The sequence below is a fragment of the Chitinophaga sp. genome, assembly GCF_017745275.1.
GTDB lineage: Bacteria > Bacteroidota > Bacteroidia > Chitinophagales > Chitinophagaceae > Chitinophaga.
In genome coordinates, this window is record NZ_JAGHZS010000001.1 from 1,239,892 (window position 1) to 1,254,882 (window position 14,991).

Genomic DNA, 14,991 nt, shown 5'->3' on the forward strand with positions numbered 1-14,991 from the left:
GTATTTTTTATCGTGGAATAAAAAGCATTACAGATTTGGATTCATCACTGCATCTGCACCCGGAATAGGCATCCAATATTTTTGTTTCGTAATAGGTCCGTTAACGGGTAAGTCGTCCGGATTTTTGTTGGCATTAGCCGCTTCTACTTTCTCTAAGCGCACCAGGTCAAACCAACGGCTCCATTCGCCCGCCAGCTCCCAGGCTCTTTCGTTCACTACCGCGTCCGCAAAATCAGCGCCCGATAAATTAGCCGGCAGTTTAGTTAAACCAGCGCGCAACCGCACGGCATCAACAGCTGCATAAGCTTCTGTACTGGGTGTGCCTGTAGCCCGCGCCTGTGCTTCGGCATAGGTAAGCAACACCTGCGCATACCGCAGCATGATCACGGGGTTATTGGACATATACGTATCTTTTTGTCCACTCTGGATGGTGAATTTTTTATAGTAAGGATGTTTAGTGGTTACATTCTGCCAGGTAATCGTTTGCCCCTTTACCACAAACTCCGTGGAAAATGTCGCGTCTTTACGACGGCCGGCCGGGAAGTTATTAAAGAAGTTAATTTCCGGGAAGAAGTCGGACCAGCCGCCTTCATTTTCCGGCATGGTGGACAAGCCATAGAAAGAATTGTAAGTAGACCATTGCCCACGTGTGAACAAAGTAAATACATCTTCTACCGTACCTCCTGCAAAAATTTTCAGGTAATCATCCTGGTAAAGGTCAAATTTATAGGTGGCTTTGTTATCGATGACTTCCTTTGCTTTCGCCGCTGCCAGCGCATATTTGGAAACATCTTTCAGCGGCCATCCGCCTTCTGTCAGGTATACTTCTGCCAGCAACGCTTTCACGGAACCTTTGTTTGGTCTGCCCGGATCACGTTTATTATTGGGTACCCAATCTTCCGCTTTCAGCAGATCCTCTTCCACCAGTTTATACACTACTGCCGGCGTACTTTTCTTCAGCGTTAGTAAGTCGGGTGTATATTTTTCAGAAGGAATAACCGGTACTTCTCCCCAATATCTCGTCAACCAATAATAGCAAAGCGCCCGTAAAAAGTATGCTTCTCCTACAATGGCATGCACAGTGGCTTCGGTGCCGTCTTTTGCTTCTCCATAGTTATTGATGATGTTGGTGGTAGATTGTATAGTTTTATAACAACCGCGCCAGATGGGCGTCATACGGCTGTTAAGCGAAGAAACATTGAAGCGGTCGAACTCCCTGAACTCTTCTTTGTTGGAGCCGGGATGCGTAGTAAGATCATCAGCACCCATACACATTGCAATTTGCGACACGGTAGTAAAACCACTTTCCCAGGGAACCATCAGGCTACCATAAGCGCCTGTGAGGGCTGCTTCCAGCCCGGCCTGGCTGCTAAGTCCCGCGTTGCCGGCAATCAGCCCGCGGGGGTTTTCTTCCAGCGACTTGCTGCAAGATGCCAATATGATGATGAGTGCGAGTGAATATATCTTTTTCATGTGGAACCGTTTGAGAAATTAAAAACTAAGCGAGAAGCCGCCTGTAATTGTTTTTGCATTAGGATAAGCACCATAGTCAATACCCTGCCTGAAATCGCCTGCAGAGGAATTTGCCTCCGGATCTATACCGCTGTAATTCGTAAAAGTCAACAGGTTGGTGGCACCAATGAACACTTTGATGGCTGCAATATTCCGGATGGCCGATTTAGGGAATTCGTAGGACAGGCTAATATTTTTCAATCGCACAAAATCTCCTTTTTCGAGGAAGCGGGTAGATTGTGTGAAGTTCCTGTTGGTAGTGCTGAAAGCCGGAATATTGGAAGTTTCATTCACGCCCGGAATATAGCGGTTCACGATCTGGTGCAGCGTTGCTTCGCGCGCGTCGCCACCATAGTACATCGTAGCGGCATTATTATAATTCAGCCGGTCGAAGCCGAACATGCCCTGCAGGAATACATTCAGCGTGAAATTTCTATAGCTCACCGTGTTATTCCATCCGGCGGAAGTTGTAGGGATACCACTGCCAATTACGCCGTAGTCACCGGCATCAATCACACCATCTGCTTTAAGATCCAGGTACCTGGAATCGCCCGGTTTAGCCCCAAATTTGGCGGCTTCTGTTGCTTCCGAAGGCTTCCATGTACCCAGGTAAGTAAGGCCCCAAATGGCGCTCAATGACTGTCCCGGTATTACTACAAATTCAGATTGAGGCGACATGCCAGAACCTATCTTACGGGTATTGGGATCAAATAATATGGTTTTAGCGCCAATAGACACCACTTTATTTTTCACAAAGGATACGTTGAAGTTAGTATTCCACTTCAAGGGTCCTTTATCAATCACCGCTGCATCCACAGATATTTCCCAGCCTTTATTCTGTACCGTACCTACGTTGCGCGTAATGGTATTACCACCCAGGTAAATAGGCAGGGTTTCATTCAGTAACAGGTCGCGCGTATTTTTCACAAAATAATCGGCGCTCACACTGAAGCGTTCATTTAAGAAACCCATATCCAGGCCTACGTTCTGCTGCTCCGTGGTTTCCCACTTTAAATCCGGGTTGCCAATATTACCCAGCACAATACCATTCAGAAAAGTACTGTTGGTAAAGGATGCAATCCTGTTCGAGTAAGCAGAGAAAGTACTGTAAGGTCCTACCCCTTCGCTACCGGTGTTTCCCCAGCTACCGCGTAATTTCAGGTTGCTGAATAAGCGCTGGTTTTTCATAAAGGATTCTTCAGAAATGATCCAGCCAACAGAGGTAGAAGGGAAGTAACTGAACTTATTTTTGTCCACAAACTTGGAAGATCCGTCTCTGCGCAAGGCGCTGGAGATAAGGTATTTCCCGGCGTACGCATAGTTCACGCGGCCCACCAAAGAAAAGATACTCCATTTGGAATAGCCGGAACCCGGGCTGCTGGCCGTTCCCTGCGACAGGTTATTCCATTGAAAGTTTTCATAGGTCAGGTTGGAAGCGCCGGCAGATACATAGTTATAAGTACCTTGCTGGTATTCTGCCACCCCGGTAATATCCAGGCTATGCTTCCCAAAAATCTTTTTATAGTTCAGCGTATTGGTATTCTGTAACCTGGCTTCTTTGTTAGACCGGATACCGGCAGTAGCCGTGCCGGAATTCACCACTTTCCCGGTAAAACTTTTATCATCGTAACTCAGGTAATTAGCGCCAAACTGCAAATTCAGCGACAAGCCTGGAACCAGGATATCATCAAACTTAAATCCTCCGATTATATTCGCCAGCATACGTTCCCGTTCTGCCAGTTGCTCTGTGGTCAATGCTACCGGGTTAAAAAATACAGAGCCAATAGGATCGCTGGCCGTATAGGTACCATCGGCTTTGCGTACCGGCACCGTAGGCGACCAGGTAATTGCCTGTGCCAGCGGACTATGCGGACCATCAGCAGGAATATCCAGGTTCAGTCCATCGCTATAAGAGCCGGTGATGTTGAATATCGCCGAAATCTTATTGGTTAGTTTTGAATTGATGTTGGAGCGGACCGTATATCTTTTGAAAGATGAATTATTGATAATCCCATCCTGGTTGAGATAATTACCGGAGATAAAGTAGCCGGTTTTATCGTTTCCACCGGAAAGACTCAGCATATATTCCTGTGCAAAAGCGCGGCGGAATATTTCATCCTGCCAGTTGGTGCCACCTTTCGCTGCCAGGTCTTTCACCTGCGATTCTGTGAAAGGCGCTGCCGTACCAATGGCTGCGGCGTGGGCATTGGCAGTTTGCGCAAAGGTAGCTGCATCCAGCAGATCCATTTTTTTAATTACTTCTGAAGAGGATAAGCGGGTGGAGAAATTCACTTTTAACCCGCCTTTCGTTCCTTTTTTGGTGGTAACAATGATAACACCATTGGATCCCCTGCTTCCGAAAATAGCGGTAGCAGAAGCATCTTTCAGCACCTGTATGGATTCTATATCATCCGGGTTGATGGCAAATAATTCCGCGCCGATAAAGCCATCTACCACATACAACGGGCTGTTATCGCCATTGATGGAGTTGGCACCACGGATACGGATACGTACACTTCCTCCCGGTGATCCGGCAGCGTTAGTTACCTGTACGCCAGACACCCTTCCCTGTAACACCTGGTCCAGCCGGTTCACGGGCTGTTCCGCGAAATCTTTCGCAGAAATAGAAGAGATAGCGCTGGTGAGTGAACCCTTTTTCTGTTCACCATATCCTATCACTACCAGCTCCGTCATTTTGGAAGCGGCGGCCTGTAAGGTGATGTTTATTTGTTGCCGGCCATTTACACCAATCTCCTGCCGGTCAAACCCAATATAGGAAATGAGTAATACGGCATCTCTATCAGGTACGCTTATTTCATAAATACCTTGTTCATTCGTGACTACACCTTTCGCCGTTCCTTTCACCTGGATAGTAACACCCGAAAGCGGTTCCCCTTTATCGCTGAGTACCTTTCCTTTCACTATAATTTCTGCTATACGCAAAGGGGCGGTGCTTACGACTTTTCTTTTAACGATAATTGTTTTATCGGCGATCACGTAGGTCAGTGCCTGGTTCTCGAAACAGAGATCCAGCGCTGTTTTCAGGGAAACATTTTTCACCTGCAGCGTTACCTCCTGTGCCTGTTCCATTTGTTCACTGGTACAGAGGAAAGCATATCCTGTTTGCTTCCTGATTTCACGGAAGATTTTCTCCAGCGAAACATGGTCAGCTGAAATGGATACCGTTTGTGCATATCCTGTCGCATATCCCTGCATGAGGGCTAACGTCATTAAAAGCACTGTCAATTTCATGATCCGGAAAATTTTTACTGACAATCGTGAAAAATGCATGGCATGCCACATTGCACGGGAAGCCCTGCCTTGGAAAAAAAGCCTTAAATACATACATTTGTATGGTTTGGGTAAATGAAAAATAATTGCTGAAACGATTATGGTTTATAGACCCATATTGACCGGGAGTGCTTCGAACCACTTCCGGTTTTTTAGTCTTTGGTTGTTTTTATGGTGATACGATAATTTGGTGTTCGCGTATATCAAAATGTACTTCGCCGGTTAATTCCATCATTTTTAATACTTGTGAGATAGGTACGTTTCTCGGGATAATTCCGCGGAAATGCGCAGGCACTTCTTTTTTGTATATCACCTCCACATTGTACCAGCGGGCTATCTGCCGCATTACTGCAGGGAGGTCGTTTCCTTCCAGTTGGATAAATCCATTTTTCCAGGCAATCGCATCTGCTGCATCTGCTTCTTTCAGCACTTTAATGAGTCCTGTGCTACGATTGAGGTGTGCGCCCTCTCCGGGTGACAGTTTTTGATTGTAATGGCCGTTATTTACTTTCACAGCGCCTTCCAGCAACGTGGTGTTGATTTGTGCTTCGTCGTCATAGGCCATGATATTAAAGTGTGTGCCTAGTACCTGTACTTCCATTTGATCTACTTGTACAATAAACGGTTGGGCGGCGTTTTTGGCGACTTCAAAATAGGCTTCTCCTGTTAATTGTACGGTGCGGTTATTCCCGGTAAAGGCAGCCGGATAACGCAGGCTACTGGCGGCATTCAGCCAAACACGGGTACTGTCGGGCAGGGTAAGCTGGTATTGACCGCCCCTGGGTGTAGCTATTTTATTGAACAGTGCTGCAGTGTTGGCCGTATTATGATTGGAAGAGCGATACAATAATTGTCCGCCGGCAGATTTAATGACCGCTGTATTCCCTTGTTGTGCCAACGTTCCATTAGCGGCGCTATCCAACGATATCACGCTTCCATCTCCCAAAGTCAGCATCGCTTTATTACCACCTGGCAAAATATCTGCAGGTGTTTTCGCAGCCACTACCTTCGCGGGCGGAGCCGCCTGGTGTTGCAGGAAGAAGTAACCACCAACACCCAGTAACAGCAGTATGGCGGCTGCAGCGGCAACACGGGTCCATGGCCGCATACGCACTACTTTAGGCCGGTCTGCCTGCAGAATGTTATTGGCTAGTAATTCCCAATTGATGGTATCATTTACAGGAGCAACAGGTGCAGCCAACAGTTGTTCTACCCGGGCAGCGAGAGCGCCCGTATTATCTTCCAGCAAAAGATCACACAGCTCCTGCAACTCTTCCGGAGTAGCAGCTTGTTTTTCAACCTGGTGAACGAGGTACACCAGGCGTTCGTGGATAGTCAATTGGTATCGTTTTTCAGTTTAACGTGGTCATTCCTGGTATAACAGACGCGCAATGGAACGTTTAGGACCTAATGATTTAAAAAAAAATTTCACTGCCCGTAAAACAGCCACAGCAGCCAGAAAGGTAGTACATACCCGGCAGTTTCCAGGTATTTCCGGATGGCATGCAGCGATCTGACGAGAGAATTTTTTACGGTATTGGGAGAAAGTGATAGTTCCGCTGCGATTTCCGGAATCTTCTTTCCTTTTTCCCGGCTTAACAAATAAATACGCCTGGCCTGCGGCGGCAACGCCAGCACAGCTTCATTAATGAGGCGCAGGGTAGCTGTAAAAGCCACGGCCTCCTCTGTGGTGAATTGCAGGTCCGCATCTGCTGCCAGCAGGTTCATGGCCTTCTGGTGTACGGCCTGGCGGCGCAGATAGGAGAACGACTGATGGAATAGTATGCGTAGCAACCAGGACCTTGGATTTTCAATACCCGGCAATTTATCACGACTCATCCACACCCGTAAGAAAGTTTCCTGTATAATATCTTCTGTTACCGCAGGTACTTTCGTCAGGTGAATCACCAAAGGCTGAAACTGTGGACCATACGTATAAAACAGTTGTTTGAAGGCAGCCTCATCGCCCTCAGCAATCAACTGAAATAATTCTCTATCACTGTATAGGTGGTCATGCATGCGTTGGTAGGCCTGTGGAATGTTTTATGTCAACACCTGACTAAAGTAGGAAAAATAAATTATAGTTTCCAGCACCCATATTCCAGCGGTAGCATGCATCCGCCCCTTCCGATGTGCCTGATAAAATAAAATAGCCACCCCGGGAAGGAGTGGCTATTCCTGTTAACAACAAATGATTACTGCCATTCAGCCGCTTCATCTGCCACCGCTACGGCTTCTATCTCAATCAGCGCATCGGGAGAATACAGGGAAGAAACTTCCAGGATTGTATCTGCCGGATAAGGTGCTTTGAAATACTTCGCTCTTAGGGCCACAATCTTGTTGAAGTTGCCCATATCTTTTAATAGGATAGTTACCTTCACTACGTTTTTAAAACTGGAACCGCCGGCCTTCAATACTTTCTCCAGGTTCTCAAAAGCTTTGGCAGCTTGTTTGTCGAAATCACCGATCCCTGTTAACTGACCATTATCATCAATAGCAGTTTGTCCGGAGATGAATAACAAGTCGCCCACCCGATGGCCCTGGGCAAGGTGAAAGGGTTGATAAGGATCTGGCGTGATTTTTATTTGTGAAATTTTCATTTTATTATTTTTTAATTGATGAGTTGAATTATTTTTTTGTGCGAAAGCGTGTACGCTGTAAAAATTGAGGAGTATTACTAAGAGTGTTTTCATAAACTGATGAGTGTATTTGATTGAATAACTTTTTGAGTATGCTGAATGGTGGCCTCCGGCCAGAGCATATCAGGATGGAAAGGCAGTGCGGTGGTTCCGTTCAGTGCGTGCAGCGGCCATGCAGGATCTGCGAGGGCTGCCTTTCCGATCGCCAGCAGGTCGGCATGTGATTCACTGATTACCCTGGCTGCTCTTGTTAACTGGTGCATGCCGCCGTTAGCGATAACTATCGCACCAGTGATTTGTTTGGCCAGGGCGGCATAGTTGGTTCCATCAGCGTAAAAGCTATCGCGCTCCCACTCTCCGCTTTGTACCGCAATATGAATAAAGTCGGGGGCTGTGTTACGGACTTCCTCTAAAATCTCGATTGCCATAGTGGCGCCTGCTGTCCAGCGATATTTGAGGTCATTTACTTTTCCTTCTGACAGTCTGATGCCCACCAGGAAATGCGCGGGTACTATAGCCCTGATGGCCTGCATGATCTCTGCAATAATGCGGAAACGGTTGTGGGTATTACCTCCGTATTGATCGTTGCGGACGTTTAACTCAGGGGTCAGGAACTGATCCAGCAGGTAGCCATTGGCAGCGTGTAGCTCTACCCCGTCAAAGCCTGCCAGTACGGCCATTTTAGCAGCGCTTACAAATCCGTTTTTAGCGATATCAATATCTTCCTGGCTCATGGCCTGCGGAAAAGGATAGGCACCGGTACCACCATATTGTACCATTTTTACGCCGGTGGGTTGTACGGCAGAAGGAGCCAGTGTTTCACCGGCGTACTGCGATAATGCTCCTGCATGCATCAATTGCGCAATGATCAGCGCACCATTTGCCTTTACCTGTGTTACTGCCGGCTGCCACGCCGCTGCATGTGCCGGGGAAATAAGACCGGGCTGATGACAATAACCTTTACTTGCTATTTCATCGGTGTAATTACCTTCGGTGATAACCATACTGAAACCACCTTTTGCAAATTGGGTATAGTAGTCCACCATATCAGCAGTGGCCAACCCATCGGCGGAAGCGCTTACCCGCGACATCGGCGCTACGGCCAACCTGTTTTTCAGTGGGTGCTCCAACCATTGCAAGGGTTGGAATATAGGGTGATTATTTGTGTTCATATGCTTAATGATTATGAACACAAAAGTATTTCAGCCGTTACGGCTGCACGTATAATTAGTATAACAAATAGGCTTAAACTAATTTAATTTTTTAGTTGCTTCTTTCGGATCTGACTGAGGAAAACGGGCGTGATGCCCAGGTAAGAGGCAATATGCTTTAGGGGCATACGCTGATCTATGGAAGGATATTTTTTCAACAAACGGGCATATCGTTCGGCCCCGGTGATAGCGATGTTATCGAGAATACGTTCATCCTGCGCGGCACAGGCATTTTCATTGAGGATACGCCAGAAGCGTTCCAGCACGGGAATCTCTTTCAGCAACTCATCTCTTTTATGCTTTTCTATCTGCAATACCGTTACCGGTTCCATGGCCACAATATTACGGGTAGCAGCTTCCTGCCTGATCAGGCTTCGCAGATCGGTAATCCACCAGTCTTCCATGGCAAAATGCAGGGTATGTTCATCACCCTGGTCATCTACATAAAAAGACCGGAGAAACCCTTTACATACATAGCTTTCATGCCTGCAAATATCTCCCTGCTGTAGCAGGTATTGTTTGGGCAGTAAACGCCGGAGCGTTAATGCATCGCAAAAACGTTGCTGCTCCTCTTCCGTTAAGTTGATCCGGGCAGTCAAATGATCAAGGATCATCTCATAATAATTGGAAGCATCAGACATAGCAACGTTTTTGCGGGCAAAGATAAATAAGCATTATTTACTTTGGAGAGCTATCATTGTTTCCCCTGCATTTCCTTTAGCATCTTCGTAGCAAGGAACACCAGGAAGGCGGCAATGACAATCAGGGCCGCCCATATCCACCACTTGCTGCCGAACACAGTTACCGGGCTGTTTTTATTATCGGCCACCGCTGCCACAATATTCACGGGTGCCTGCGGCTGAATCACGGGAATACCAGCGGGTACGCTGTCTTTGAAATATGCCAGGTCGTATACCGGCAATGGCTGCATAGCATCTCCGCCTTTGATCACGTAAGAAGCGCCTTGCTGCAGGTTGGCCGTTAGCCAGATGGTTTGCTGCCAGGCATTCACCGCGCTGATCTGTAACGGTGGGTTATCATCATTATGCACCACCACAATGAGCTCTTTATAATTACCAGGACTACTTAACACTACCTGCGCTGACTGGTCGGACGAGAGGTTGAATTCCGCTACCGGAATAGCATGAACAACGGGTCCTTTTCCGACACTGGACTCAGATGCTGCCAGCGCAATTATCTCTGCACTGCGACGGTACAGGGAGGGTGCAGTAATGGTGAATGATAATTTATTGACCAGGTAAGCCTGATCAAACCTCAGATGCAGGCGGGTATCACGTGGATATTTGGCGGCATCAGGTGTACTAAGCACCGGCGCCGGTACCGGGGTATATTCCGTAGCACGGCTATCAGACTTATAACGGCCAATCTTCTCAATAAACACAGGTGCGCTGGTAGAGTCATTAATCTCCAGTTGGTACCAGGTATATTTGGAAGAAGGGATATCAATTGTTTTTACCACCTCTGTACCGGAAGCATCAGGCGCCGCACTGGCCGGATCAAATACAAAGGTATCGGTAACGCCATACCAGTTCGTTTTATCATCGCTGCCGCTGATACGCATTGTTTTAATGACCCGCGCATTTTTAAGCACCATTTCAAAATGGTCCAGCGTGTAGTGATTGGCGTTATGAAATACAAGGGTAGAATGTTTTCCGGGTACGCTGACTTTATCCGTGATCTCAAATGGCTCAAAGCCAGCAGTAGTATAACCTCCCACCTGTTCCTGCAGGAGATAGGGTACTTCCTTATCAGCCTGGTAGATTCTAAAGTTAGGCCTGCCGCCCACCCGGGCTGCTACGGCAGGTGTCATTGTAATATGGTAAAATCCGGTAGCCGGCACTGGCGGCAAGGCCGCCTGCCATGTGTATTGCGGTGGCGGATTCTGGGCATTTACAGCCCCTGCTGCCAACAGCAACAGGAGCATTGGCCATTTATGCGTTATTTTCCGGAACATCTTTTTGTTGATCATCTGCAAACAATATTTTTTTCAAACGCTGATACATAAACGAAATAATCAGCAGAATAACGCCCAGCGAAATGAAAGCCGCAATTTTTCCTCCTTCTCCCAAACCTGCAAAATCAAACAGGAACAGCTTCAGCAAGGTAAGGCCAAACAGCGAAATGGAAATAATACGTATAGTCTTTGACTTCCAGCGCAAGCCCAGGTAAATCAATACAAAGGCAAATGCTCCCCAAAGGATCGCATACCCTACCCGGTGCGTATTGTACAGGTCCTGGTCGTGACCACTGAAAGCCACCAGGTGATCCAGGCTGGCACTCACAATATAAAGAATGGCCGCAGAGCTGACCCATTGATAAATAACGACAAACTCCCCTCCTTTCAAAGAGCTAACCGTTTTCCAGGCCTGGTAAATTACGCCCAGCAACAATACTATCAACAGGTATTGCACATAGAAGTACGCTACCGGCGCCTTACCTGCCAGTACTTCTATTCTTACATCAATGATAGCCGGGTTATAATATAATGGGAATGCTACCACGAAACATAATGTCAGCAACAACAGCGGCAAACGTACTGCTTCAAATTTCCGGCGGCTCAGGTACAACAACACGCCGATGAACAAGTAATTATAAGCACCTGCCCATACCGGTGTTAATAACACGAAGTGACGATTGCTCTGGTATAAAATTTCCAGCAACAATACCACGTAAGTCAGCAGCACGCCTAATATCAGCAGCCCCGTACTATAAATGGAAAGGGATAAGTCAATAATAAACGGCTTCTCCGGGTCTTCATTTTTACACAATCTGCGCAGTAAAAACACCGCCGTTACAGATACCGCCCCGGTGATGAAGGCTTTATTAATAAACGGCAGGAACAGCGTTTTAGCACCATCATACAACTGGGTCCAGTCCAGCATCAGGCTGATCATCATCAGCGCCAATACCAGTACAGACACATACTTCATCAGGGTAATACCTGACTTCTGCCATAACCATAATAACAACACCGTTTCTGCTGCCCAGAATAAAGTAATATAATTCCCGTGCAATTGTATGGGAGCGGTCAGGCTCACAAAGCTTAATACCAATCCTATCAATAGGAATATCAGGGTGCGGTCAGCGCTCTTATTACGGTACAGGCTATACGCAAATACAAAGTTAAACACTGCCATCAGTGCCGTGAATAAACCCTGCCAGGTATCGCCGCTTAACTGATGCAGGATCAGCATACCCGCCGCATAATACAGGAACGTATTACTCAGCAATATGGCAATATCGAAAAAGTCGAACTTCCTTTTATTACGCACATTATTGATCACGTTCATCGCAAAAAATACAAAGTAATACAAGGTAGCATATACCAGCCCGGTGCCATAAGGCGTAGGTTTGGCAGGATGTGTTTCTGTGAGGTGATACGACAACCAGCCGCCGAAAAGCAGGATAGTAGCCAGGTAGCAGATAATATTAACAATATTCCATTTCTTGAAATAGGCTAAAATCAACATGCCGATATCCAGGATCAGGATATAGGTAAACAGCACCACTACATTGCCTTCACCGGTACTTACCATAAATGGCGCCGCAAAACCGCCTACAATTGCAATCACGGCCAGTTCCTTCCGATCGTAGTTCAGCGACAGTAACACTGTAAATGCTGTAATAAAAATGGTGAGCAGGAAAGCCAGGGTTTGACTAATCAAATGATACTGCTGAAATGCAATAGTGATCGTAAAATAAAGCACAGACACCCCGCCGCCTACCAGCACAGAGCTGAACGCTGCAAAGGTTTTCCGCATTCTATAAGACAGCCCAATGAGTAATCCGCCACAAACAATGCCTATAAACGTACGGCCTATTTCATTGATCCAGTCTTTATCAATAGCATACTTCAGGAAAAAACCGATGCCCAGCACCAACACAGCGATACCTATCTTATTAAACAGGTTTTCTCCAATGAACTTCTCAATATCCGGGTTCTTTTCCCAGAATGTAGGTTGTGGAGGTTTAGGAGGTGTTGGTGGTATTGGCGGTGGCGCCTCCGTATGGTACAGCACTTCCGGCGATATTGTCCAGCTGTTAGCCTCGCTGGCCGCTACAGGTGGGGTTACTGGTTCCGGCTCTGGCTCCCGTACCAGCTCAGGCTCAGGTATTACTACGGGTGGAAGAGAAGCTTCTACGGGCAAAGGAGGAGGCACTACCGGCTCCGGTACCCTTACCGGCGGCGGTGGCGGCGATGATCTCACCGGCACTTCAGGGGTTTTGTCGGCCCAGGGTTCGGGCCTGCGCGCCGACTGCAATTCCTCCAGCCGCTTCTGCAGATCCAATATCTGGTTCCTTAAAATAAGTATAGTGCCTGATGTTTCATTTTTGAAAATTAACAAAACAACGAAAATGGCCACCAATAACAAGAAAACGACAGCTTCGTACATATTTTTATGACAGGTATGGTTGAATAATAGTCCAACAACAGTTAAATATAAATTTAATATTGAGAATATGTTAATTTATTGATTCCCAATACCATGATTGCGTAATATCCCGCTTGACAAGATTATACACGCTCACTGCACCGCTTAACATTAAAATAACCTTGTTGATTAATCATTTATAATTCACTTTGCAGGATCCTGATCCATAAAAAACTGCCGCAATATTTATATTTAAATGCTCAACATTTCACTAATAAAAGATGGAAACGAAAAAGCGTTTAAACAACTATATGACCTTTTTCACGTCAAATTATTTCATTACTTCCTCAAACGGAAACAACCCCACCACATCGCCCGGGAGCTGACACAATGTACCTTTATTAAGATCTGGCAATACCGCCTTTCATTAACGGAATCGTGCAGCATCGATACCCAGGTATTTACCACCGCCAACTCCGTTTTAATAGATCATATCCGCATGGAAGCGCGGCAGGCGCAGATCTCCGTGTATACCCCTGAACTCCCCGACCACGAAGCCGCTCCCCAGGTACAGACTTTTGAAAAAAATAATTATATCCATACCTATATCTCACAACTTCCTCCTGTAAGAAAAAAAGTAATTGAACTAAAACTGGTGCACGGATATTCCAACAAAGAAATCGCCCACCAATTAAGTATGGCGGTAAAAACGGTAGAAGACCATATCACCAAGGCTGTACGCACTATTAAAACATTACGCCTGTTCCTGTAATATTAACTAAATGTTAAGAGCAGGGGTTACCCCACCGGCTATACGTAAACAATAAGTAACTATTTATTTTTCAGTAGCTATTCATGCAAGTAACAAAAGAAAAGATTCAGCAATTTCTAGGTGGCGGATGTACAGCGGCGGAAGCTGAAGAAATAGCTGCGTGGCTGAAGAAGCACCCGGAAGTATTGAACGGCTACCTGGAACAGGACTGGCACACTGCTGCTGACGAAGGCCAATTATCGCAGGAAGAGAGCAAAGCCATGTACCAACAGTTATTGCAACAGTTATCGCTGAAAAAATCATCCATTTTCACTATAAAAAAAATGGGACTGGTGGCGGCGGCTTCCCTGTTATGCCTGGTAGTGGCAACCTTTTATAACGCTCACAAACAACCAGCTACAACAGTAACGCAAACCACTGCAGCTATCATTCCTGCAGCAACAGCCACCACATGGGTCGTATGCGAGAACAACGGCGTACAAAAGAAAAAAATCAACCTCCCTGATGGCAGCATTGCCGTGCTGTCAGGGAACAGCCGGATAAGCTACCAGCAGCCTTTTCCGGCCCACAAAAGAGATATCCACATGAACGGACAGGTATATTTTTCGGTACATAAAGATCAATCGAAGCCTTTTACCGTGTATGCCGGCAACACTGCTACTACAGCATTGGGTACCGCCTTCCGCATCCATATGCAACAAAAGAATATTACCATCCAACTGTTCAATGGAAAAGTAAAAATCCAGCCCATCACCAAAACGGCAAAGGGATGGGACAGCACCATTTACCTGTTGCCCGGAGAACAGCTACAGTACAACATTGCAAAATCATCTACGACTATATCCGCCTTTATTCAAAAAAACGCTCATGAGGAAGTATCGCCAACAACCACCTTGTCATTCAATAATGAACCAATAGATAAGGTATTCGATCAGCTATCCGTAAAATATAAAGTCACTATCCTTTATAATAAAAAAGAAATCAATGGCATCTCGTTTACCGGCAACGTCATGAAGAACGATTCATTACCCCTGATATTACATATCATCGGCAAAATGAATGGCCTGGAAACAGATCAACAAAACAACGCATTCATCATTAAAAAAACGGCCGTACCGAAATAATTTAATCACGTCACCCAATAAAATACCAATGCAGGGAAACGCCTGCAC

General features: G+C 46.3%; 11 protein-coding genes. 2 read left to right on the top strand and 9 right to left on the bottom strand.

Annotation, left to right across the window (positions count from 1 at the left end):
* Nucleotides 1-27: 27 nt before the first annotated feature.
* The 9 genes from J7623_RS05015 to J7623_RS05055 form a co-directional block, all read right to left on the bottom strand.
* The gene (locus tag J7623_RS05015; RefSeq protein WP_291917880.1) at nt 28-1,473 is read right to left on the bottom strand and encodes a RagB/SusD family nutrient uptake outer membrane protein; all 1,446 of its coding nucleotides are present in this window, start codon (nt 1,471-1,473) and stop codon (nt 28-30) included.
* A gap of 18 nt (nt 1,474-1,491) precedes the next feature.
* The gene (locus J7623_RS05020; protein ID WP_291917882.1) at nt 1,492-4,764 is read right to left on the bottom strand and encodes a TonB-dependent receptor; all 3,273 of its coding nucleotides are present in this window, start codon (nt 4,762-4,764) and stop codon (nt 1,492-1,494) included.
* A gap of 208 nt (nt 4,765-4,972) precedes the next feature.
* Nucleotides 4,973-6,142: a FecR family protein gene (locus tag J7623_RS05025; RefSeq protein WP_291917885.1), complete on the bottom strand. Its 1,170-nt coding sequence runs from the start codon at nt 6,140-6,142 to the stop codon at nt 4,973-4,975.
* Nucleotides 6,143-6,231: 89 nt separating this feature from the next.
* The gene (locus J7623_RS05030) at nt 6,232-6,822 is read right to left on the bottom strand and encodes a sigma-70 family RNA polymerase sigma factor (RefSeq protein WP_291917888.1); all 591 of its coding nucleotides are present in this window, start codon (nt 6,820-6,822) and stop codon (nt 6,232-6,234) included.
* Nucleotides 6,823-6,998: 176 nt separating this feature from the next.
* Nucleotides 6,999-7,403 (bottom strand): RidA family protein, encoded by a 405-nt coding sequence (locus tag J7623_RS05035; protein ID WP_291917890.1) that lies wholly within the window; start codon nt 7,401-7,403, stop codon nt 6,999-7,001.
* Nucleotides 7,404-7,492: 89 nt separating this feature from the next.
* A complete protein-coding gene (locus tag J7623_RS05040) occupies nt 7,493-8,614 on the bottom strand; it encodes an NADH:flavin oxidoreductase (protein ID WP_291917894.1) in 1,122 nt (373 codons plus the stop codon).
* 83 nt (nt 8,615-8,697) lie between these two features.
* Entirely contained in the window at nt 8,698-9,294 is a 597-nt protein-coding gene (locus tag J7623_RS05045) for a Crp/Fnr family transcriptional regulator (RefSeq protein ID WP_291917897.1), read from the bottom strand.
* Between the two features lie 53 nt (nt 9,295-9,347).
* Nucleotides 9,348-10,643: a hypothetical protein gene (locus J7623_RS05050; protein ID WP_291917900.1), complete on the bottom strand. Its 1,296-nt coding sequence runs from the start codon at nt 10,641-10,643 to the stop codon at nt 9,348-9,350.
* Nucleotides 10,606-13,068, bottom strand: coding sequence for a DUF2339 domain-containing protein (locus J7623_RS05055; RefSeq protein ID WP_291917903.1), 2,463 nt, complete (start codon nt 13,066-13,068; stop codon nt 10,606-10,608). Before J7623_RS05055 ends, J7623_RS05050 begins: the two co-directional genes overlap by 38 nt.
* A gap of 235 nt (nt 13,069-13,303) precedes the next feature.
* Between J7623_RS05055 and J7623_RS05060 the strand changes: the two genes are divergently transcribed.
* A complete protein-coding gene (locus tag J7623_RS05060; RefSeq protein ID WP_291917907.1) occupies nt 13,304-13,819 on the top strand; it encodes an RNA polymerase sigma factor in 516 nt (171 codons plus the stop codon).
* Nucleotides 13,820-13,902: 83 nt separating this feature from the next.
* Nucleotides 13,903-14,943, top strand: a complete 1,041-nt coding sequence (locus J7623_RS05065) for a FecR family protein (protein ID WP_291917910.1) — start codon at nt 13,903-13,905, stop codon at nt 14,941-14,943.
* Nucleotides 14,944-14,991 lie beyond the last annotated feature (48 nt).

Bases quoted from the DNA above. Each gene is read 5' to 3' on its own strand.
- J7623_RS05015 (WP_291917880.1), bottom strand. From the start codon at position 1,473: ATGAAAAAGATATATTCACTCGCACTCATCATCATATTGGCATCTTGC.
- J7623_RS05020 (WP_291917882.1), bottom strand. From the start codon at position 4,764: ATGAAATTGACAGTGCTTTTAATGACGTTAGCCCTCATGCAGGGATAT.
- J7623_RS05030 (WP_291917888.1), bottom strand. From the start codon at position 6,822: ATGCATGACCACCTATACAGTGATAGAGAATTATTTCAGTTGATTGCT.
- J7623_RS05035 (WP_291917890.1), bottom strand. From the start codon at position 7,403: ATGAAAATTTCACAAATAAAAATCACGCCAGATCCTTATCAACCCTTT.
- J7623_RS05040 (WP_291917894.1), bottom strand. From the start codon at position 8,614: ATGAACACAAATAATCACCCTATATTCCAACCCTTGCAATGGTTGGAG.
- J7623_RS05045 (WP_291917897.1), bottom strand. From the start codon at position 9,294: ATGTCTGATGCTTCCAATTATTATGAGATGATCCTTGATCATTTGACT.
- J7623_RS05050 (WP_291917900.1), bottom strand. From the start codon at position 10,643: ATGATCAACAAAAAGATGTTCCGGAAAATAACGCATAAATGGCCAATG.
- J7623_RS05055 (WP_291917903.1), bottom strand. From the start codon at position 13,068: ATGTACGAAGCTGTCGTTTTCTTGTTATTGGTGGCCATTTTCGTTGTT.
- J7623_RS05060 (WP_291917907.1), top strand. From the start codon at position 13,304: ATGCTCAACATTTCACTAATAAAAGATGGAAACGAAAAAGCGTTTAAA.
- J7623_RS05065 (WP_291917910.1), top strand. From the start codon at position 13,903: ATGCAAGTAACAAAAGAAAAGATTCAGCAATTTCTAGGTGGCGGATGT.